The sequence below is a fragment of the Pseudomonas asiatica genome, assembly GCF_009932335.1.
Lineage (GTDB): Bacteria > Pseudomonadota > Gammaproteobacteria > Pseudomonadales > Pseudomonadaceae > Aquipseudomonas > Aquipseudomonas asiatica.
The window spans coordinates 1,216,763-1,235,324 of the sequence record NZ_BLJF01000001.1 but is presented as its reverse complement, the minus strand read 5'-3'; the positions used below and the strand labels follow the sequence as shown (position 1 = coordinate 1,235,324).

The following is an 18,562-nucleotide window of genomic DNA, read 5'->3' as shown; positions in this document are numbered from 1 at the left end:
GTTCAGTCCCTTAGTGTTTGTAGCGGAATGGCGCGGGCCCGCGGAAGTCGATCCCAGTGGCCAGCGCCCATACCGCAAAAATGAGGATGCCCGCGCTCAGTGCGGCAGCCAGAAAGAGCGCCCGGCGCTCCTGGGTTGAGCCGCCAGGTCTTTTGAGGCCCTGGATGATGAAGATGCAGCCCAGGAAGATGTTCGCGCTGATGTCGCGATGCATGGCGTAACTGGCCAGGGCCATGGAGAAAGCAAGCAGGCTCCAGCATGTGGAACGGGACATGCTCCCTCCAAACGCAAAAACCCGGCGCGATGGCCGGGTTCAGGTGGGTGTTTGCCGAAGGCAAAATTATCAGGATGGCGAAATCATGCCACCAGCCGAGCGGGAACGCAATAGGGCCTCATGCGGCCTTTTTCATTTCGCTTATTGCGGCGCCAATCGGACTGAGTGCCTCCTTGTCCAGATCCTCGCAACAATCGAACGCCAGGCGCACGTAACCGCCCCATTCCCTATCCCAGCGGACCGACTCAAGCTTCACGCCGTAATGCGCGTTCAGCCATGCTCGGAACCCCTCCGGCGACTCCAGCGGATCGTCATTGGCCGACTGGCCGCCCTGGTGCATGTACCGGTACCGGGCCATAACGCCCTTCACGACGTACTCCAGCTTCTCCCGCTTGGCTGCGGTCATGCGCGGCGATCGCTGCTGCACCATCAGGAATACGACCTCCTCCGCCGTTTCCTTGTCGTCGACATCCAGCCGGGGCGCGTACATGAAATGCCCGAAGGCCTTGACGTGCGGCTTGAGCTTGTCGATTGCCGACTGCACACCACCGGCCAGGGCCTGGTGAACCGCATGGCTCGCCTTCCGCTGCTTCTCCGTGGTCTGGACCATGGTGCCCAACAGGCCCAACTGCTCGATGAAGGCGCCCTGGCTATCCCACGCCGTGTAGAGGCAGTCGTGCCACGCTTGGCGCGCGCTGTTCAGTTGCATTGGCCGTTCTCCTTCTTGCGGCGGATTGCGATGACCTTGGCGCGGGCGACGCACCAGGTGGATGCGATGGTCATGGCCAGCAGCAGCGCGCCGGCGGTATCTGAAATTGTCCAGGTCATGCTGCGCTCCTCCCCTCGATCTGATGCTCACAGCGCTTGCAGCGAACCCAGTTTCCAGCATCGAACATCGGCATTTTCCCGGTGCTGACGGCATCGATGCCGCAGAGGGAGTGCCATGACACCGCCACCCCTTGCCCGTCCAGCGCCGGCAGTTCGAACTCTTTTTCGAAGTAGTGCGCCCGCCCGGTGATCGGGAACATCGGCTTCAACCAGCCCTCGGAGGCCTGCGTGGGCGGGCCGCCGATCATTGCTATTTTGGTCATGCTGCCTCCTGCGCCTGGATACGGACGCGCACGGCGCCGCCCTTGATCGTTTCCTTGCTCACCCTGATCTGGGTGGCGAACACGTTGTCGTCGATGCCCAGGGCATCAGCCAGGCCGTCACGGCCGGCCTTGAACATCGCCAGCAGGTTGTCGTCGTCGCGCCGGCGGCGATCGGGCGGCACGAACTCGAGCATGAGCAGCGCGTCACCTTCCGGCGCTTTGATACCGGCCTGCTTAGCCAGCAGGTGGCAGGCTGCCCGGTAGGACTTGGCCGCCTTGCTCTTCCTGGACCAGTGCACCCGGGCGTTCGGGCTGCATGCGGCCGGTGGCCACGGTAGTGTCAGTTCCATCAGGCAGCCCCCTTCACAGTCAGAATGCCGGCCCGGATCAGCGCCTCATGAGTCTCAGCGATCGCCCGTGGCATGTCGGACCAGTCCACTTCGCCTTTCCCACGGCCATCGAGGGCGTCGTGACAGGCGCTGCAGGCGTAGACCGCCACGGTGTCGAAGCCCTTCATGCCCATGCCCTTTTGCCCGCAAGGCAGGTGGGCCAGCACGGTGGTTTCAGGGTTGAAGTTGCAGGTGCCGGGAATCCGGACGGTGCAGTCCTGGCCGCGGGCGCTCTCGCGCACCCTTTTGGATACGACACGCATCAGTACCGCCCTCCCCACCGATCCGGCTCAGTCCAGCGAACGCCATGCTCGGCCCCGAAGGCGTGCATCACTTCGAACAGGTCGCTGAACCACTTCTGCGACTGCTTGCGGGTCGAGACGCCCAGGACGACAAAGCCACCGTCGATGCCCGGTACCGCGTCCTGCTTCTGCACCGCAGCGCTGAAGATGTGCTTCCAGTCCTCGTCGGTGAGCTTGCGGCCGTACCACTCCACCTGCTGGGATACGTCGCGGAGCATTGCCCACATCTTCCGGTTGCAGACGTCCGGGCGCTTCTCGTCCTTGATCACCACAACCTTGGGCTTGGTCAGGTCGATGGCGTGCAGGGCGCCGTAGAGGCGGTTGAGGTCCTGGGCGCTACGAAGAGCGAACTCAGCCACGCTTCACCCCCTTGCCTGCGGCCTTGATCGCTCGGGCCGCCCTGATGAAGCCGCTGGCAGTTCCGCAAAACATCGCCCAGGCCAGGTAAAGCGCGTACATGGACAACATCGCGCCTCCGGCTCCCATGACCGCGTAGCCAACGAGTTGAGCGAAATTATTCATGGTCATGGCTCGCCTCCTTGGCCATGGCCGCCGCGTGAATTTTCGCCACGCACCCGGCAAGGTCGTGTTTCTCTTGGAAGTACTCACTTGCATAGGCGCCCCAGGTAGCTACTTCCTCGGATGCTTCCAGCAGCGCCGAACGCAACGCCTCGTTCTCGGCCTTGAGTCTCACCACATCGTCTTTAAGCGATTTTCCGGCGAGCAGAAAAAGTTCGCGCTCGGCGCCTAACTGGTCGATCTCCGCGAGCAGGGCCAGGATTGCTTCAGGCGTCAGCTCGCTATGGAACTCAGCGAGGCGGCGATCCTCCTCAGCCTCGTCTGCGCACTTGGATGGGGCGCAGGCTAGGGCGAGCGCTTTGATCTCTTCCTTGTCGATGGTCATGGCTTCACCTCGACGTTCAGGCCCTGGGCCTCGATGGCCATGCGAGCGTCGTCAATCCCGCAGTCCCAGGCCTGCTTGTTGGAATGGGTTGCGTCGTTCCACTTTGGCGGCAGTTCCACCACTACGGCGGCGCGGGAGGCCTGCCAGAACACCCAGGCCTCACCAGTTGCACCCCAGTAGTAAGACTTCCCATCCGATGCAAGACGAAACTCATCGTCTGCCCAGTCCAGAACATCGCGGGCGAAGCTCTCGAATTGCTCGCGGCTTATGTCGCGCATCTTGTTGGTGTCCATCAGTGCTTCTCCTCGGCGCCCAATTCGATTTCCTGAACCTCGAATTTCATTCGCGGATCATCGTCCGCGTAGAGCTCGCGCCATTGCTCAGCCAGGCTTGCGCAAGGGTTCCCAAGCCGATTCTTGCCAGCGGCCTGATAGGCATCGTCCTTGTCGGTGAAGCCAACGCACTCGGTCCGCCCTTTGTTCCAGACCAGATAAACTTTGCTCACACCCCCTCCCCGGCCGGCTGCCCGGCGCGCTTGAATTCAACGTGATGCCCGCGCTTCTGGCTCCCATCGCCCATCACGACACGGCGGTCGGCGCCCTTGGTCATGCGGACGATTTCCCGGCCTTCCACGACCTGCGCGAAGCCCTGGCTCTTGAGCTGGGCGACTGTGATTTCTTGTGCGGGGGTCATTGGACTGGCTCCCAAACTTTCACGTTGGCTTTCTGGCTCTGGCGCTTCATGTCCGCAGTTCCGGCGCCGCCGGCAAAGGCAACAACCCCTACCGTTTCGCCAAGTTGTGCGCCGATACTGATCGCCGCTTTAAGCATCTCGGCATTTCTCCTCGGGCCAGCCGCCCTGCCGTGCTTCTTCCAGTTGGCGTGGTAGGTGATGTGATCAACCCCTGCAGAGGCTGCCCACACCAAGGCGTGGCGATCGGCTCCAGGGGCTCCTCCGTTGAGCAGCACGCTGATCGGGGTTTTACGGTGCAAAGCGTCCAGCGCACTTACAACGAACGCACCATCAGCGAAGTCTCGGCCACCGCATGCGATAACGATCATCAGACGCCCTCCTTGCCGCGGTGCGATTCCCACTCGAACGGGACAACGATCATTCCGCCCTCGCGCAGGCGGTCAACGCAGCGCTCGCCCATGGCCACCGGCAGATGCTCGGGACTCAGGTTGGAGATCACCACGGTTGGCTTCACCTGCTCGTAGCGACCGTTGATGATCGCGAACAGAGTGGTCAGCTCGAAGTCGCTGGGCTGCTCCTTGCTAACGCCTACCTCGTCCAGCACCAGCAGGGATGGCTCGATCAGGCTGGCCAGGATGCTGGCCTCGGTCGCCTCACTGGAGCGGTCGTAGGTGGCACGGATGGCCTGCAGGATCGAGCCGACAGTGCGGTACACCGCCGAGTGCGAGGTGCTGCGCATCAGGTCGTTAGCCATGCCGGCGCCCAGGTGGGTCTTGCCGGTGCCTGGCTTGCCCAGGAGCACCATGCAGCGCCCGTTCTCGGCGATCTGGTCGAAGGTCTTCACGTAGTGCCTGCAGAAGCGCAGCGCCTCGGCTTGGCCCTTGTGCTCGGCTTTGTAGTTCGCCAGCGAGCGATCAGCGAAGCGTTTCGGGATCAGCGAGTCGCCCAGCTTTCGGGAGATCGCCAGGCGCACGTTCAGGGCCTGTTCGGCCTCGGCGCGAGCCTCTCGCTCCTCCTTGGCGATACGAGCGCATTCAGGGCAGTGGCTTCGCAGTGCCTTGCCCAGCAACATGGTGACCTTCTGCTCGAAGGGGCCGTGCTTCTCGCACTCGGCTGGCTGAATGCGGGCAACGACCGCGCCTTGATCGATCTGGACTACTTTTTCAGAGCGCATAGCTGCCGTCCTCCCGACGTTTCAAGCCTGCGGTGTAGTCGCGCTCAGCAAAGCCATGGTGCCGACTGGTTGGCAGGTGGTGGACGTTGTCAGCAGGAACCTCGACCTCGTCTTCCCAGCGCTTGCCGTTGAGCCAGGTAGCCGGGTGCGGGATGAATTGGCCTTTGTCCTTGATCCAGCCGGGGGAGGCACACTGCTTGGCCAGGCCCTGGGCGATCAGGGTGAACAGGTCGTCAGTGACCTTGAGTTTCTTCCACGCCTTCTCCGCAGCCGCCTTGCCCTTCTTGTTCGGGTACAGCTTCCAGAACTTCGGGAAAAGGTCGTCACTCGCCGGAGTCGGCAATGCCGTAGGCGTTGACGTGTTTCGGGTATCAGCAGTCAGGGATCCGGAATCAGGAATCAGAGAATCAGCCCGAGCGCTACCGAGATTGGCAGAAGCAGTCCCGCCAAAATCGGTACTGATACAACCCTCTGACGCAGAAGGGATAATCGACTCCGGCTCATTACGATGCGGGTTCTGATGTTTGTCGAAGTTCTGCACCTGGATATAGCGCTTACCGCTCACGGTGTATCGAACGATGAAGTCTTCCCTAGCAAGCCAAGACAGAAGACCTTCGATATCCACACCATCGCGATAGGGGAAAAGCTCACCCTTAATGCGCAGAGGGCGATCTTCCAGTCGCCCAGCCTTATCAGCGAGCAGCCAAAGACCCTCAAAAAGCAGAGTCAGCATGGGGTCAGCCACGCCGAGGACTTCGTTCTTGAACAGGGCTGGCTTAATGTTGCGGGCGCGGGCCATTATGCGGACCTCATGATGCTATGGGTGCCGAACGATTTGGCGCCGTTACGACGCTCAGAATCTGTCCTCCCGTGGTTCGGGTGGAATCCGTAAAGAAGCTCAGCGGATTTACGGGCGGCAGCGGCTTCCTCTAGAGATTTGAATCGCCCCAGGTGCAGCCGCTTTCCGCGCACTCGAATCTTTGCGGTCCAGGCACCACTTTCCAGGCGCACGCCGGTCGTGCCCGAAGTGTTGTCAACACGCATGTGCTGGTTCTGCTGATTACCTACGACGCTTACGGCGCGCAGATTTTCAATGCGGTTATCATCACGAACGCCGTTAATGTGGTCGATCTGACCTTCTGGCCATTCGCCGTAGGTGATCAGCCAGATAACGCGATGCACCCGAAAAGCAACGTTGTTGATCTTCACGCGAAGGTAGCCGTCGCTGTTTGGAGATCCTGCAAACATGCCGGGCATGGCCCTGCTGCCACGCCTGACCAGATTTACAAGCTTTCCGTCCTGGATCTTAAACAACTCCCTAGCTTGGTCAGCGGTAAGGAGTTGCTCGATGTCTTTCCGCGCCACAGATTCGCAGCTAGAATTTTGTGGCGCGGGACTGATAAGCCCCTTGCCTGAGAGTTTCGATTCAGTCATGATTGACCTCACAGATGAGTTACCGCTGTACTTAGAAGAAGCCGCCCCGCCAGGCGGCTTTTTTGTGTCCGCGATTCTGCGGATTCGCTAATCAGGGCCTTCATCAGTCCCTCCTTTTTCAGGCCCTATTGAGTCCTGATTCCTTTGTGGCACCGGGAGGTTTCGGATTTTTCCTGCTCCTCGCGGCCTGGTCTTTTCGAAGAAGCGCTCTGTTCCCAGCTTTGCGGCGTACTGCTCAGGCGACATGCCTGCCTGTTTCGCCAGTCGCACAAGCTTTTCGTAGAGGCGCCCATCGATCCCGTGGCAGATCGTGGTTTCGGGCACGTAGGCCTCCTTCCGGGCCTTCAGGCCGTCTGGCTTTTGTCGGTAACATCGCTCTCGATGATGCTTTCCAGTTTTTCCTCTACGCACATACGCACGAAGACAGCCAGCTGAAGCTTGTGCAGCCGAGCTACGGCCTTGAGCGCTTCATAGGTCTCTTGGTCGTAGCGCGACTTAATCTCCCGGTCTTTCAGGTGACTTTGGTCGTGATAGGCCATACGGGTACTGCTCCTTGCGGTTGAAGTTGGTTATGCGGCGTTTCTTTTCGCGGACTGGACCGGAAATGGACGCAACTCTTCTGCGGTGAAGGCGCCATCAGGGCCCTCATTCACGAAAATCGATCTGCCAACTCGAAGAGCTTTGTTCAGGGCTCCCTGAGTCATGCCAAGCAGGCATGCAGCTCGGGTCTGCCCCTGCTCGTCTGCGAATTGGCTGAGAGGTATGCGGCGCATGTCATCGCCCTCAGGTTGTGTTCGGCTCAAGATTATATCCAAGGGATATTTTTATCAAGCCCATTGGAAATAGCAAAGTATTTCCAATGGCAATAGGATTGCGGAATGACGAGATCGAACACTGACCGGCGAGAGCTGGAAGACTGGGAAAAAGCCGAGTGCGCCGCCCTTAAGGAAGCGCTCAGGGCTCATAACGCCTCTTTGCCGAGAGATATGAGGCTCACTCAAGACAAGCTCGCTGCTGAGCTCGGAATGACTCAGGGAAATCTGAACGGACACCTGAACGGTAAAAGGCCGTTAAGCAAGGAGCTGGCTGCGAAGGTGTTCTCTCTGACAGGAATCCCGGTTAGCTCCTACAGCTCCAGGCTTGATGCGGAGATAAAGTCGCTGGCTGCGGCCGTGCTACCTAATGGATTGCAGGGCGCTCCTGAAACGCTACAAGGCGCAGACTTGACTGGCACCACTTTCGCAACGCCATACGTTGCAAAGCTGATCTCTGCTGCGATGGCTAGAGGAATGCTTACCGCCGATGACTCGGAAGAGCTTCGCCGATTAGCAGTTCATCTCATCAAGAAAAATGAGGCATTAGGAACTCGCTTCGCGACCATCCCAGAGAATCTGGATGCTCTAGCCGAGTCCCTCCTCTCAACCTCCGAGGCCGGAGGAAATGTGGATGACATGCTCAAGATGCTTGAGCACGGCATGAATAAATCGCGGCCTATGGACAGCGCACGTACCCATGAACCATCTAAAAAGAAAGGCTCCAACTGAGCCAGCGCTTGGAATTTACGTTAATGGCGATGCCATTGAAGACAAGGAATTAAAGGGACAACACCCACTTTTCTATGGGCTTGTGCGCTTCCCTGGTGGGCACCAGTACCACGCATACGTGAAGCTTCTGCCGCCGAAGCAAATGTATGCTGAGGTCCTAAGCGCCCTGGTAGGCCAGTATCTTGGACTTCCTATCCCCTATACATCAGTTGTTGTCGCACGAGGCTCTCAAGTTGGAGTGAATACGCCCAAGGTCATCTGCCTTGCTAGTGTCGACACTGCAGCTAAGCCGGTCGCGAGAATCGTAAGGCCTGATGAAGTCAGTCATGTGCTGAACACCTGGTCGAGCAAGCGGGTTTCCGTGGTTTTTGACGAGCTAATAGCAAATGCTGATCGAAACCTGAGAAACGTCTTGCTCGGAGCTGATGGCAAGCTATGGTTGATCGATCACGAGGAAGCGCTCGGGGAGTCCCTGAGAGCTCCGCACAGGGCTATCTGCAATCATCTACTGGAGCGCCTAATCCAGGATGTGAGCGAGTTCGAGAAACGCCGAAGCGCCCAGATGATAAATGCTGAAGCTGTACCTCTGAATGACTGCGATTTCCACGCGCACGCAGCCAAGGCTTTGCCTGGCCCATGCCAAGTGTCGGCAGAGCACGTCAGGGAGGTTGTGGCGTTTTTGCAGGAGCGGGTACATCATATACCCAACCTTATTAGCGGCGGCATGAGCCTAAGGCAAGGCACACTTGGACTAGCCCGATGATTGACTTAGATACTGATTTCACTGGGTTTCCAGAGCTCCCTTCGTACCACGCCGACTGGGCGGCCGTGTACATGGAGCCTATCGTCCAATCTGGCGAACGCTTGACGATAGGGGTGGTGGCTACGAATGGCAGCGAGCATGGCGCTCAGCTGGCAATATCGGATGCCGCCATGGAGTGTCTATATGGTGATTCCGCCCAAGGCATGCGATCCATGATGGAGCTTGCCCTTCAGAGAGCGCTCGAGTTCGCCAGAACTGGATTCGCCGGATCGTTCTCCAGCGGCATTCATGGCGTTTCCATAAGCAAGCGCAGAGAAGGCCTGGGCGAGGATCTGGATGATGTGATCCTCCAAGGCATAAGCCTGACATCAAGCTTGTGCGACCTTCATGCTGATGATGCTTCAGCAAATGGATACGACAGGACCAGCTACTGGCAACGCATGCGAGGCGCCATGGAAAGGGTTAACCCTGCCCTAGCGAAAAATTTCGGAAGGCCCGTTCCCGTGTCCATCAAGGGATCAACCATAAATCTCCAGTGCGATTACTTCTCTTCCACCCAAGCCGTTAACATTTGCGGCATGCTGCCTGGCGCTCGTCAGAGCAATCTTTTCGATATTGCTAGCGCCCGGGTTGCTCGACTTGACCAGATCAAAAGGCACGACTCACTTATCGGGCACGACCAGAGCGCTTCTCTTCTCATCGTGACTCCATCCGACTTGCAGGTCGCGAACCTCAAGCCTGCAAGCAGAAAGTCTTTCAGTGACAAGATTTTGCTTCTTCAAGACATGGTTGATGACCTAGGCTACAAATTGATCCGAGTGAGCAGCCCAAGAGAAGGAGCCCTGCGCCTGCAAGAGCTAGAAAATTCAGCCGCTTAGCCATCCTGAAAGCCGAAATCCAGCCCGCCATTGAGCGGGCTTTTTCATGCCTGCAGAAATTTTTATATCCATTGGAGTTGACGCATGTATATCCCGTGGATATATTTATCTCCATCGAGGCGCTACACAGCCCCTCGGGAGGCCCTCAAGCCTCACCCGCTCTTTAGCGACACACCTTGCCGGATCGACACCGGCCCAGATTCAAGGTAGCGAGCCGAACACCTTAAGTTCGGTACAGGGGAAGCCTCACCCCGTGGCCAGCAGCGTAGATGGCCCTAGATCAAAGAGTGCTGACGGGTGGGATGCCATTGCATGGCTACATCGCGGTTGGCTGTCGGGATCGAAGATCCCCCGAGAATTGAGAATTTCACTGATGCAGCTTGGCGACAGGCTGCATTGGGAAATCAACGAACGAGGAATGAGGAATGCAGCTTGAAAACTATTTTGCTCTGGCTTGTGGGCTTGGCCTGCTGCTTGGTCTGGCTTGGTTCGCTCTCTACCTTCTTAGCTGGGCTTGGGTTTGGTCTTGGGCTTGGATGGATGATTCGAAGCCGCCTAAGCGCAATCCGCTGATCGAGGCGGTTAACAAGTACCGCGGACTTGAGCCTGGCCAGGGAATCTGCTGCAAGTACGGGTACCAGGGTAAAGATGGTGAGTGGAAGGATGGCGAAGGCGGTTTCTTCTACCCATTCCTTGCTCTGGCTCTTGGGCCCTTGGCGTTGCTTGTGGCCTTTAAGCTTTACCCGATCGTGCTTGCGGTGGCCACCGCGCTTGCGGTTGCACACGTTGCCCGCTTCGCCCGCCGACACAAGAAGCTGTTCGACAAGCACATCAAAGATCCCGAAGCGCACAAGTGACAGACGATTCCCCGGTGCGCCTCAAGCGGGGCGCATCAGGGGGAATCCACTGAATAGCAGAGGGCAAGACAATGTCAGGCACGTTCGAGCAAGGCTGGGCGGCGCGGCCCTTCGCGCAGCAGTTCCCGGAAATGAACGCCGACGAGGCCAAGCGCCTCGACCACATCAACACCTCTATCACCACGCTTTATCTGGCCGGCCTGCTCACTGACAGGCAGGCCAACGAGATTCGCACCAAGAAATTCCCCAAGGTCGTCACCAAAGCGGTCATGGGCAAGAGCTGATTCCCTGAAAGCCGGAAAGACGGCCCGATGCCCTGCTCCCCATCGCAGGGTGCATCGGGATTTGATCTGAACCGCCAGCAAACTTTAAGGCGCTGGCATCTAGCCGAGACACGAGGGTTTGCGACCTCGGGAAGAAAGCAAGACCGCGACCTGGCAGTGAGCAATCACCGGAGCGCGGCTGTTCGGGGCGCGGACGTCGGCGCCAAGCGGGGCTTGCCTTCCGCGCAGATCAAATCACCGATGCATCCCGCATCCCCTTCCCTTCACTTCGACCGCATCAGACAGGTGCCAGTACTGCGCTCTCACGGCGCGCAGAGGTTGGTCACCTGCGCTGGCATCTGCCTCATGCGGTCCTACTGAGGTTCACACTATGAGCGAACACACTCCAGGGCCTTGGGTACTGGACACCATCCAGACTTCAGTTGGTATTTGTCATCGAATAGGGCCATTCCCACCGCGGCGGCCGGATGATGAAACAGTAAGGCATGCGTGTCTTTACGCAGACTACCCATCAGCATTCAACCCTGCTGACAAAGAGCTAGAAGCCAATGCCCGCCTGATCGCAGCCGCCCCAGATCTGCTCACTGCGCTGGTATCGGTGGTAGAGAGCGCCGAGCAACGCATTTTCGAAGACTGGCTTCTGCGCATCAGCCCAAGCGGTGACGTTGATTCTGTTAATGCTCAGTGGCTCGACAGCGGTGATTACCGCGACTTCACCGAGTCTTGGGCTGAACAACTGGACGCCATTGATAAAGCCCGGGTGAAGCCATGAGCGCCTGGATCAGGATCATGGACAGGATTCCAGATCAGGGCCAGCGCGTCCTTGTCTACTCGCCTGATCTCAGGGTCATGTCCGCGCAGTACTTCATGCACGAACCTGGACTCCATGACGGCGACACTGGGTTCTGCGATGAGAACGGAGACGACATTTTCCCCGTTACGCACTGGCAGCCCCTCCCTTCCCCACCCACCGAGTAACCCACCACCTGGAGGCGATCATGGCCTACGAAGTAATCGTGGAGGAGTTCGTCCTCCAGTGCGAAATCACCTACTCCAATTCCGTGAAGGGCAACCCGAATAGCTGGGCAAGCCCGGATGACTTCTACGGCTATCGAGAATTGGAGTTCGAGGTCGTCTCGGGGAATACCTATGACGACGAAGGTAATCCGATCGACCTTGGCAAGAACGGCTGCGCTGCCGTCGCTGATAAGTATTCCGAGGAAATCGAAGAGATTCTTTGGGAATACCTGGAAGACAAGGCCGCTGCCGAGGCAGAAGACCGGTATGACGATATCCGCCATAGCTGGTGGGAGGCAGCATGAACAAGAAGACCAGGCAGGACGTTGTCGACTTCATCGAGGCGCGCTTTGAATGGGCGCGCGAGCGGTTCACGGATGTGCTTCGGGCCGAGCTCGACACCGCAATCGACCTCGCCGGCCTCGTAGGCGCGATCGGCCTGCAAGAGCAGCGCTACTACAAGGAGCGGCTGAACCGCTTCGCTATGGATGATCACCAGCAATGGATGAGCGCAAACGGGAGAGTCGCATGAGCACGGCACCGGTTAAATCCCTGATTGACGAACAGCTCGAACAGATCGAGCGCAGCCTGGCAATTATCGGCGTGGGCCTGCCACGCGAGTGGCCAGTGCAGAAACTGCGTCCCGAGATAGCGGCAGCGCTCAAGGCCGGCCAGATCGCTGTGAGGCCTCGGCCATGACCAGCTACCAGCGTGCACGCCGCCTGGTCATCTGGCGCGGCTCCTTCTCCATGCTCTTCGCCTGCACCTTCTTCATGCTGGCCAGCGCTCTCGCTGGCTCCATCACTCAATAAACACTACATGAGCGCCCACCGCATGGATGGCGCGGGAGTTTGGCATGTCCGCAGAACAGAAACTGATTGCAATCGAAGAGATCAGCGAGGCGAACGCCCCGGCCATCTACGTGGCCGGCGGCCTGCAGCAATTCATCGACCTGGTGAAGGCCGAGATCGAGGGCGAAGTGCCCGACCTGACCACCCGCAAGGGCCGCGAACGCATTGCCAGCCTAGCCGCCAAGGTTAGCAAGTCGAAGACCGCCGTCGAGAAGCCGGGCCGCGATTACCTGCGCCGGCTCAAGGAAATGCCGAAGGTGGTCGAGGCAGAGCTGCGCGAGTTCGTGACCAAGATGGACACACTGCGGGACGAGACGCGCCGACCGCTCACCGAATGGGAAGCCGCCGAGGATGCGCGCATCGATCGCCACAACGACCGCCTGAACTGGCTGAAGACTCTGGCCGACGACCTAGGCGAACTGACCTCGCTGCACATCAAGGGCCTGATCGCTGAGGCGGAAGGAATGCAGCTAGGAGCCCACTGGGAAGAGTTCGAAGCCGAGGCGGCAAACGCCAAGGACAAGGTTCTGACGACCTTGCGGGCTGCCCTGCTGAAGCGCGAGCAGTTCGAGGCTGAGCAGGTCGAGCTGGCCCGGCTGCGCGCCGAGGCAGAAGCCCGCGAGCAGAAAGAGCGCGAAGAGCGCATTGCCCGGGAAGCATCTGAACGCGCACGCGTTGAAGCGGAGCAGAAAGCCCAGGCAGAGCGAGAGGCCGCCCAACGCCGTGAGCTGGAGGCCCAGGCCGCCGCAGAGCGCCGCGAACTTGAACTGAAGCTACAGGCCGAGCAAGCGGAGCGCGCCAGAGTTCAGGCCGAGGCCGACCGTGTTGCCGCCGAGCAGCGTGCCGAACAAGAGCGCCAGGCCGCCGCCCGCCGGGCTGAAGAAGCTGCCGAGCAGGCACGCCAGGAAGAACGCCGCCGGGCCGATGCAGCTGCCGCCCAGATCGTGCGCCAGCAGGAAGCTCGAGAGCGCGACGAAGCCCACCGCAGAAGCATCAACCGCGCCGCCTTGGAAGCCTTCATGGCCCACGGCATGCCTGAGTCCTGCGCCAAGCAGGCGGTCAAGCTGATCGCCCAGCGCAAGATCCCGAACATCACAATTTCCTACTGAGGTCGCCATGAGCCAAGCAGTAGCCATAATCTCGCAGGACATCTACGCGCAGCGAAACCAGTTCGCCAATGTGCTGACTGACCGCTCGCTGAACTTCGAGCGCGAGGCCGAATTCGCCATCCAGGTGATCACCTCGAGCGAGTACGCCACCAAGGTGGCCATGCAGAACCGGCAGTCGGTGGCCAATGCGATCACCAACATCGCCGCCATCGGCATCAGCCTGAACCCGGCCAAGAAACAGGCCTATCTGGTCCCGCGCGACGGCCGCATCTGCCTGGACATCAGCTACATCGGCTTGATGGACCTGGCCATGTCGACCGGCGCCATCCGCTGGGCGCAGGCCGAACTGGTGTACGCAGCCGACGCCTTCAGCCTGAACGGCTTCGACAAGCCGCCAACCCACTCCTACAACCCGTTCGCCAAGGATCGCGGCGAGGTGATCGGCGTCTACGTGGTGGTCAAGACTGCTGACGGCGACTACCTGACCGAAACCATGAGCATCGAGGATGTGAACGCCATCCGAGACAGGTCAAGCGCCTGGAAGGCCTGGGTCAGCAAGAACAAATCCTGCCCGTGGGTCACCGACCCAGGCGAGATGGCAAAGAAGACCGTGGTTAAGCGTGGCTACAAGTACTGGCCGAAGACTGAGCGCCTGGAGCAGGCGATTCACCACTTGAACACGGACGGTGGTGAGGGGCTGGCCAGTGTGGTCGGCTCGGCGCCCACCGATCCCGAGATGGTGAACAACTGGATCTCACTGGCACAGAAGGCAGGCAGCCTGGAAGCGCTGACCGATGTTTACCAGCAGGGAACCGCAGCCATGAAGCAGGCAAAGGATGCAGCCGGCCATGCCCGCTTCAAGGCCGAGGTCACCAAGCGCGCCGACGCCATTAAGGCAGAGGCGGCACCCATCGAAGGCGAATCTGAGGAGGTGTTAGATGGAGCAGCGTAGCGCTGAGTGGTTCGCGGCACGCCTTGGGTGCGTGACCGCCAGTCGAGTGAAGGACGTTATGGCGAGCGGCCGAGGTGGCGCGCCGTCTGCTACCCGCAAGAACTACATGATGGAGCTGCTGTGCGAGCGGCTCACCGGTCAGCAGAGCGGCCCAGACCTTTCCAGCAAGCCTGCCGTGCAACGCGGCGTCGAGCTTGAGCCATTTGCTTGCATGGCCTACGAGGCCGACAAAGGCCTGATGGTGGTTGAAACCGGCTTGGTCATGCACCCGACAATTGCTGGCTTTGGCGCGTCTCCGGACGGCCTTGTTGGCGACGATGGCGTGCTGGAGATCAAGTGCCCAAACACTGCGACCCACATCGCCACCATGCAGTCTGAGCGCCACGACCCGCAGTATGAGTGGCAGATGCTGGCCCAGATGGCCTGCACCGGCAGGGCCTGGGCGGACTTCGTCAGTTACGACGACCGCCTGCCTGAGCCGCTCCAGTACGTGTGCCATCGCTTCGAACGCGACTTCAAGCGCATCCGCGAGATGGAAGCTGAGATCAAGGCGTTTCTGGAAGAACTCGCCGACCTGGAGAAGGAGATGCGCGAGCGAATGAAGGAGGCAGCATGAACCCATCAATCGACCTGGAGGCCGCAAAAGCGGCCTTCTTCGCGTCTGGCGGCCAGCTGATTGTGCTGGAGGGATTCACCTACAGGCCACTGCCGCCGCGCAAAGGCCCTGAACCGAAGTCAGCGTCGACTGCCAAGGCGCCCGCCAAGAAGGCCGAGCCATCGCCACGCAAGGAAAAAATGAAAGCCCGCGCCGACCAGGTAGCCGAGATGGCCAAGACCATGACGTGCCAGCAGGTTCATGAGGCCACTGGCATTTCCAAGCAGGCCCTATTCCGGGCCTCGCGGGAAGGCAACTTCGTGTTCCGGCGCGCAGAGCGTAAGAAGTCGGCCAACAGCAAGCGCGATGCCCAGCGCCAGATCCAGCGGAACCTGAAGCGGATCGAGGAGTTGAAGGCGGTCCAGAAAATCTGCGCCCTGCGCGACACCGGCCTGCACCGCGCACAGGTAGCTGAGCAGCTGGGCCTGAATTACGGAACGCTGGTGAAGATCATCGAGCGCAACGACATTAACTTCCCACGGGTGCGCGTCAGGAAATGAAGCGCATCAACAACCTGGTCCGCCAGCGCCGGCGGCAAGAACAGTTCCACCTGCCGCCAAGCGGCCTATCGGAGCACAGACATGCAGAAAGCACCTTCTGGAGTGGTAACCCTGCCGGCCTGGATGAATCGGCCGGTCAAGAAGCTGTACAACACCCGCAGCGGCGGCCAGTACCGTGCTGATGAGGTCGCCCTGGCCTTTGCTCTCAGCCTGCGCGTGCACGACAGCGCCGATCACCTGCGCAGGCTGGCCCGGCGCCTGGTCGACAAGGTCTGCCTGGAGCACCAGCCGAACATGAAGCGCCTGGCCCGCGAGCCGGACGACGCCAAGGTGTTCGACGCCGCGCTCAAGATCATCAACCGGGTGTGCGACCTGCTGGAGTACGCCCCGGGCACCCGGTTTGTGCGCAATGGAGGCGATGATGGCTCTGACGCAGCAGCAGCGTAATGAAAACGCTGAGAGGAAACGCATCAAGTTCGACGAGAAGGCGCTGAGGCACCGGGTACGCCCGGGCATCCATCAGGCGATGGACCGGATCTGCGAGCGATCCAAAGGCATGCAGATAAACGAGGTGCTTCAGATGGCGATCCTGAAGATGGACGCCATGAGCGATGATGATCTGGCCAAGTTCCTGATGGTGCGCCACGAAATCTTACTTAGCGAAGATGTGGTGCAGGCCTTCTATGACGCCAGCGTGCGCAGCATCGTATCAGATCCAGACCAAGACGCCTGCGACGAAATCGAACGCCCAGCCGCCTGACCCGCGCCGCCCGCCAGCGCCTTCCCCTATTCAACGATAACGCCGACCCGGCGAGGGACGACTATGCCCGAGAAAAACATTGCGATCTTCCTGTGTGATCTGACCGGGGTCATGGCCGCCCCTTGGGTTGAAGCCGGTTACCACGCCATCCTGGTCGACCCCCAGCACCCCGCCGGAGTGCACGAAGCTGACGGCTTCACGAAGGTGGGTCACATCATTGATGATCCGGCCACCTGGTCGGTGATTCGCAAGGCACTGGCCACCGGGCGAGTCAAGTTCGTGGCCGGCTTCCCGCCGTGCACCGATCTAGCCGTCAGCGGTGCACGCTGGTTCGAACCTAAGCGAAAAGCCGACCCAGCCTTCCAGTTCAAGGCAATGCACGTGGTTTGGCAGTGCCAAATCATCGGCGAGCTTTCCGGGGCGCCATGGTTCGCCGAGAACCCGGTAAGTCAGATCAGCAGCCTCTGGCGCAAGCCTGACCACATCTTCAGCCCTGAACAGTTCACCGGCTATTGCGCCGAGGACAACTACACGAAGAAAACCTGCCTCTGGACCGGGGGGGGCTTCGTGATGCCAGAGCCGTTTAAGGACGAGTCGCTAGGCGCGCCTGATGACAGGATCCACAAATGCCCGCCCGGGCCGGAACGAGCCAACATTCGCAGCGCAACTCCGGCTGGCTTTGCACGCGCAGTGTTCCTAGCTAATCACCGGCCCGCTGTATCGCAATCCATTTCCGCCTACAAGGCCGCCTGAGCCGGAGTTACCCATGCCCACAGAAAACCGATCCAGCAACACCGACCCACGCGATGTGTTCATCAGGCTCAACCCGCTCGGCCTGGGCGAGGAAGAGCTGCGCAAGGACAGCTCCGGCTTCGAAGACCAGCGCACCCACAGCGACTACCTGCTGTTCCTGGCGGGCTACCGCGAAACGCATCCAGAGCCCCAGCAGCACACCGAGCAGCACCAGGGCGAGCCGGTGGCGTGGCGAGGGTTCAACGAGCTGGGCGAAGTCGTCACCGAGTGGATTGACGGGGCGCCGCCATCGAGCATGGTGGACTTGTCCGGAAACCCGGCCAGCTTTGCCAGGATTGAGCGGGCGTACACCAACGCCGATCCTGGCGAGGTTGAGCGGTGCGAAGCAAGACTGCATGAGGTTGCTAGCCTATGCGCCAGCGTCGAGCAAGAGCGCGACGCCCTGCGCGCCCAGCTGGCGGAGTGCGAAGCCATGGCCGCGATGATTGCCGAGCGCGAATGGGCGGAACACGCCGGCACCGGCCCGGTGTCCAGCAAGGTCGAAGCCGCATTCACCCAGTTGCACAACGATCTGCATGAGGTCGGGGAAAAGCTGGCCGAGCGGGATGCGCTGCTGCGCGAACTGGCGGACGCGCCGCCAGCCGCTATGGAGTTTAGGTTGCAGCAGAAGGTGAAAGCGGCCCTATCCGCCAGCGCAGAGCCGCAGGTGAAGTCGTGAAGACGCACTTCGCACCATTCACCGACCTGGAAGGCCTCGAGCAAGCGCCCTGCGGCACCTGGCTAGGGGAATCCTCCGAGCTGTCAGCCGACTGGGCCATGGTCGATTGCCGACTCTGCAAGAAACGCCGAGAAAGGATAATCGCGGCCGCAGCTGATGAAGAGCGCTTCATCGTCGAGCAGATGGGCGACATGGCGGCCTTCATGCGCGCTCAAGGCTAAACCGCTACGAAGCACATCTGTACTCCACCCCGGTGTAACCAATCCGCCCTATCCCGAGCAGGCGACCTGGTCGAATTTTGGGAGAGTGTCTGTGGCAATGCGGCGGGCCCGTCCGACGCCCCAGGCTAAAGCCCTGGTCATGGATTCACCGGGACGGGAATCGAAAGCCTCTTCGTGAAGGGCCATGCCACTCGCGGCATATACCCCAATGAACATCTGCGTGTTACCCGTTCGCGACAGGCGCACCTGAACATCAATGACCGTTCCATCCTCGAGTTCTTCGTCATGAGTTCGGTGGTGAAGCGTTGGATCAGCCCACTCCCAGAAAACTTCACCGCGAATCCTCATGTCGGCCTCCTACGATTTTAGTTGTATGCCACGGGTGAACTCTCACCATAGCCAAAGCGAGGCGAGACGCAATCTCGGTATCGCAGCTTGA

38 protein-coding genes are annotated in these 18,562 nt (G+C 60.0%); 19 read left to right on the top strand and 19 right to left on the bottom strand.

From position 1 onward, the window contains the following. Positions 1-10: 10 nt before the first annotated feature. The 18 genes from GYA95_RS05795 to GYA95_RS05715 all read right to left on the bottom strand — a co-directional run bounded on the left by GYA95_RS05795 (position 11) and on the right by GYA95_RS05715 (position 7,034). Positions 11-274, bottom strand: a complete 264-nt coding sequence (locus GYA95_RS05795) for a hypothetical protein (protein WP_161551315.1) — start codon at positions 272-274, stop codon at positions 11-13. A 118-nt stretch (positions 275-392) separates the two neighbouring features. Continuing rightward, a complete protein-coding gene (locus GYA95_RS05790) occupies positions 393-983 on the bottom strand; it encodes a hypothetical protein (RefSeq protein ID WP_161551314.1) in 591 nt (196 codons plus the stop codon). Then, positions 974-1,102 (bottom strand): hypothetical protein, encoded by a 129-nt coding sequence (locus GYA95_RS28135; protein WP_256580155.1) that lies wholly within the window; start codon positions 1,100-1,102, stop codon positions 974-976. The genes GYA95_RS05790 and GYA95_RS28135 overlap by 10 nt, the downstream gene beginning before the upstream one ends. Beyond that, the gene (locus GYA95_RS05785; RefSeq protein ID WP_100413165.1) at positions 1,099-1,365 is read right to left on the bottom strand and encodes a hypothetical protein; all 267 of its coding nucleotides are present in this window, start codon (positions 1,363-1,365) and stop codon (positions 1,099-1,101) included. Before GYA95_RS05785 ends, GYA95_RS28135 begins: the two co-directional genes overlap by 4 nt. Then, positions 1,362-1,718 carry a RusA family crossover junction endodeoxyribonuclease gene (locus GYA95_RS05780; RefSeq protein WP_100413166.1) on the bottom strand — a complete coding sequence of 119 codons (357 nt, stop codon included), beginning with the start codon at positions 1,716-1,718 and terminating at the stop codon, positions 1,362-1,364. The genes GYA95_RS05785 and GYA95_RS05780 overlap by 4 nt, the downstream gene beginning before the upstream one ends. Then, complete coding sequence (locus tag GYA95_RS05775; protein ID WP_100413167.1) at positions 1,715-2,017, bottom strand: nuclease domain-containing protein; 303 nt, start codon at positions 2,015-2,017, stop codon at positions 1,715-1,717. Before GYA95_RS05775 ends, GYA95_RS05780 begins: the two co-directional genes overlap by 4 nt. Next, positions 2,017-2,415: a recombination protein NinB gene (locus tag GYA95_RS05770; protein ID WP_161551313.1), complete on the bottom strand. Its 399-nt coding sequence runs from the start codon at positions 2,413-2,415 to the stop codon at positions 2,017-2,019. Before GYA95_RS05770 ends, GYA95_RS05775 begins: the two co-directional genes overlap by 1 nt. Further along, entirely contained in the window at positions 2,408-2,584 is a 177-nt protein-coding gene (locus tag GYA95_RS05765) for a hypothetical protein (protein ID WP_155489584.1), read from the bottom strand. Before GYA95_RS05765 ends, GYA95_RS05770 begins: the two co-directional genes overlap by 8 nt. Beyond that, on the bottom strand, positions 2,571-2,960 hold the full coding sequence (locus tag GYA95_RS05760; protein WP_060709506.1) for a hypothetical protein: 390 nt from the start codon (positions 2,958-2,960) through the stop codon (positions 2,571-2,573). Before GYA95_RS05760 ends, GYA95_RS05765 begins: the two co-directional genes overlap by 14 nt. Further along, positions 2,957-3,253, bottom strand: coding sequence for a hypothetical protein (locus GYA95_RS05755; protein ID WP_060709507.1), 297 nt, complete (start codon positions 3,251-3,253; stop codon positions 2,957-2,959). The genes GYA95_RS05760 and GYA95_RS05755 overlap by 4 nt, the downstream gene beginning before the upstream one ends. Beyond that, a complete protein-coding gene (locus GYA95_RS05750) occupies positions 3,253-3,465 on the bottom strand; it encodes a hypothetical protein (RefSeq protein WP_161551312.1) in 213 nt (70 codons plus the stop codon). Before GYA95_RS05750 ends, GYA95_RS05755 begins: the two co-directional genes overlap by 1 nt. Further along, complete coding sequence (locus GYA95_RS05745) at positions 3,462-3,653, bottom strand: hypothetical protein (RefSeq protein WP_100413171.1); 192 nt, start codon at positions 3,651-3,653, stop codon at positions 3,462-3,464. Before GYA95_RS05745 ends, GYA95_RS05750 begins: the two co-directional genes overlap by 4 nt. Continuing rightward, positions 3,650-4,021 (bottom strand): DUF2493 domain-containing protein, encoded by a 372-nt coding sequence (locus tag GYA95_RS05740; protein WP_028697947.1) that lies wholly within the window; start codon positions 4,019-4,021, stop codon positions 3,650-3,652. The genes GYA95_RS05745 and GYA95_RS05740 overlap by 4 nt, the downstream gene beginning before the upstream one ends. Then, complete coding sequence (locus tag GYA95_RS05735) at positions 4,021-4,827, bottom strand: ATP-binding protein (protein ID WP_161551311.1); 807 nt, start codon at positions 4,825-4,827, stop codon at positions 4,021-4,023. Before GYA95_RS05735 ends, GYA95_RS05740 begins: the two co-directional genes overlap by 1 nt. Continuing rightward, entirely contained in the window at positions 4,817-5,626 is an 810-nt protein-coding gene (locus GYA95_RS05730; RefSeq protein ID WP_161551310.1) for a phage replication protein, read from the bottom strand. The genes GYA95_RS05735 and GYA95_RS05730 overlap by 11 nt, the downstream gene beginning before the upstream one ends. Beyond that, the gene (locus GYA95_RS05725) at positions 5,626-6,261 is read right to left on the bottom strand and encodes an HNH endonuclease (protein ID WP_161551309.1); all 636 of its coding nucleotides are present in this window, start codon (positions 6,259-6,261) and stop codon (positions 5,626-5,628) included. Before GYA95_RS05725 ends, GYA95_RS05730 begins: the two co-directional genes overlap by 1 nt. Before the next feature lie 344 nt (positions 6,262-6,605). Beyond that, positions 6,606-6,800 (bottom strand): hypothetical protein, encoded by a 195-nt coding sequence (locus GYA95_RS05720; protein WP_028697943.1) that lies wholly within the window; start codon positions 6,798-6,800, stop codon positions 6,606-6,608. Between the two features lie 30 nt (positions 6,801-6,830). Then, positions 6,831-7,034 (bottom strand): Cro/CI family transcriptional regulator, encoded by a 204-nt coding sequence (locus GYA95_RS05715; protein WP_161551469.1) that lies wholly within the window; start codon positions 7,032-7,034, stop codon positions 6,831-6,833. A gap of 105 nt (positions 7,035-7,139) precedes the next feature. Here GYA95_RS05715 and GYA95_RS05710 point away from each other — a divergent pair, with 105 nt between their 5' ends. The 19 genes from GYA95_RS05710 (at position 7,140) to GYA95_RS05630 (ending at position 18,123) form a co-directional block, all read left to right on the top strand. Beyond that, positions 7,140-7,805: a helix-turn-helix domain-containing protein gene (locus tag GYA95_RS05710; RefSeq protein WP_161551308.1), complete on the top strand. Its 666-nt coding sequence runs from the start codon at positions 7,140-7,142 to the stop codon at positions 7,803-7,805. After that, positions 7,774-8,568, top strand: coding sequence for a HipA family kinase (locus GYA95_RS05705; RefSeq protein WP_161551307.1), 795 nt, complete (start codon positions 7,774-7,776; stop codon positions 8,566-8,568). The genes GYA95_RS05710 and GYA95_RS05705 overlap by 32 nt, the downstream gene beginning before the upstream one ends. Beyond that, positions 8,565-9,446, top strand: a complete 882-nt coding sequence (locus GYA95_RS05700; protein ID WP_161551306.1) for a hypothetical protein — start codon at positions 8,565-8,567, stop codon at positions 9,444-9,446. The genes GYA95_RS05705 and GYA95_RS05700 overlap by 4 nt, the downstream gene beginning before the upstream one ends. A gap of 425 nt (positions 9,447-9,871) precedes the next feature. Then, complete coding sequence (locus GYA95_RS05695; RefSeq protein WP_161551305.1) at positions 9,872-10,303, top strand: hypothetical protein; 432 nt, start codon at positions 9,872-9,874, stop codon at positions 10,301-10,303. A 71-nt stretch (positions 10,304-10,374) separates the two neighbouring features. Next, the gene (locus tag GYA95_RS05690; RefSeq protein ID WP_161551304.1) at positions 10,375-10,587 is read left to right on the top strand and encodes a hypothetical protein; all 213 of its coding nucleotides are present in this window, start codon (positions 10,375-10,377) and stop codon (positions 10,585-10,587) included. A 370-nt stretch (positions 10,588-10,957) separates the two neighbouring features. Then, positions 10,958-11,359: a hypothetical protein gene (locus GYA95_RS27740; RefSeq protein WP_174824247.1), complete on the top strand. Its 402-nt coding sequence runs from the start codon at positions 10,958-10,960 to the stop codon at positions 11,357-11,359. Continuing rightward, positions 11,356-11,565, top strand: a complete 210-nt coding sequence (locus tag GYA95_RS28265) for a DUF551 domain-containing protein (protein WP_161551303.1) — start codon at positions 11,356-11,358, stop codon at positions 11,563-11,565. Before GYA95_RS27740 ends, GYA95_RS28265 begins: the two co-directional genes overlap by 4 nt. A 20-nt stretch (positions 11,566-11,585) precedes the next feature. Next, a complete protein-coding gene (locus GYA95_RS05675) occupies positions 11,586-11,909 on the top strand; it encodes a hypothetical protein (protein ID WP_161551302.1) in 324 nt (107 codons plus the stop codon). Then, on the top strand, positions 11,906-12,136 hold the full coding sequence (locus GYA95_RS05670; protein ID WP_161551301.1) for a hypothetical protein: 231 nt from the start codon (positions 11,906-11,908) through the stop codon (positions 12,134-12,136). The genes GYA95_RS05675 and GYA95_RS05670 overlap by 4 nt, the downstream gene beginning before the upstream one ends. Further along, the gene (locus GYA95_RS27580) at positions 12,133-12,303 is read left to right on the top strand and encodes a hypothetical protein (RefSeq protein ID WP_170303995.1); all 171 of its coding nucleotides are present in this window, start codon (positions 12,133-12,135) and stop codon (positions 12,301-12,303) included. The genes GYA95_RS05670 and GYA95_RS27580 overlap by 4 nt, the downstream gene beginning before the upstream one ends. Positions 12,304-12,460: 157 nt before the next feature. Then, complete coding sequence (locus GYA95_RS05665; protein WP_161551300.1) at positions 12,461-13,564, top strand: hypothetical protein; 1,104 nt, start codon at positions 12,461-12,463, stop codon at positions 13,562-13,564. 7 nt (positions 13,565-13,571) lie between these two features. Next, positions 13,572-14,516, top strand: coding sequence for a recombinase RecT (locus GYA95_RS05660; RefSeq protein ID WP_161551299.1), 945 nt, complete (start codon positions 13,572-13,574; stop codon positions 14,514-14,516). Then, entirely contained in the window at positions 14,503-15,132 is a 630-nt protein-coding gene (locus tag GYA95_RS05655; protein WP_161551298.1) for a lambda exonuclease family protein, read from the top strand. The genes GYA95_RS05660 and GYA95_RS05655 overlap by 14 nt, the downstream gene beginning before the upstream one ends. Next, positions 15,129-15,671: a hypothetical protein gene (locus GYA95_RS05650; protein WP_161551297.1), complete on the top strand. Its 543-nt coding sequence runs from the start codon at positions 15,129-15,131 to the stop codon at positions 15,669-15,671. The genes GYA95_RS05655 and GYA95_RS05650 overlap by 4 nt, the downstream gene beginning before the upstream one ends. 81 nt (positions 15,672-15,752) lie before the next feature. Then, on the top strand, positions 15,753-16,118 hold the full coding sequence (locus GYA95_RS05645; protein ID WP_161551296.1) for a DUF7740 domain-containing protein: 366 nt from the start codon (positions 15,753-15,755) through the stop codon (positions 16,116-16,118). Then, positions 16,093-16,431, top strand: a complete 339-nt coding sequence (locus GYA95_RS05640; protein WP_161551295.1) for a hypothetical protein — start codon at positions 16,093-16,095, stop codon at positions 16,429-16,431. The genes GYA95_RS05645 and GYA95_RS05640 overlap by 26 nt, the downstream gene beginning before the upstream one ends. A gap of 63 nt (positions 16,432-16,494) precedes the next feature. Beyond that, positions 16,495-17,184 (top strand): hypothetical protein, encoded by a 690-nt coding sequence (locus GYA95_RS05635; RefSeq protein ID WP_161551294.1) that lies wholly within the window; start codon positions 16,495-16,497, stop codon positions 17,182-17,184. Between the two features lie 13 nt (positions 17,185-17,197). Then, on the top strand, positions 17,198-17,902 hold the full coding sequence (locus GYA95_RS27575; protein WP_170303992.1) for a hypothetical protein: 705 nt from the start codon (positions 17,198-17,200) through the stop codon (positions 17,900-17,902). Next, a complete protein-coding gene (locus GYA95_RS05630; protein WP_161551293.1) occupies positions 17,899-18,123 on the top strand; it encodes a hypothetical protein in 225 nt (74 codons plus the stop codon). The genes GYA95_RS27575 and GYA95_RS05630 overlap by 4 nt, the downstream gene beginning before the upstream one ends. 48 nt (positions 18,124-18,171) lie before the next feature. Here GYA95_RS05630 and GYA95_RS27835 read toward each other — a convergent pair whose 3' ends face one another. Continuing rightward, positions 18,172-18,471, bottom strand: a complete 300-nt coding sequence (locus tag GYA95_RS27835; RefSeq protein ID WP_054883278.1) for a hypothetical protein — start codon at positions 18,469-18,471, stop codon at positions 18,172-18,174. Positions 18,472-18,562: the final 91 nt, after the last annotated feature.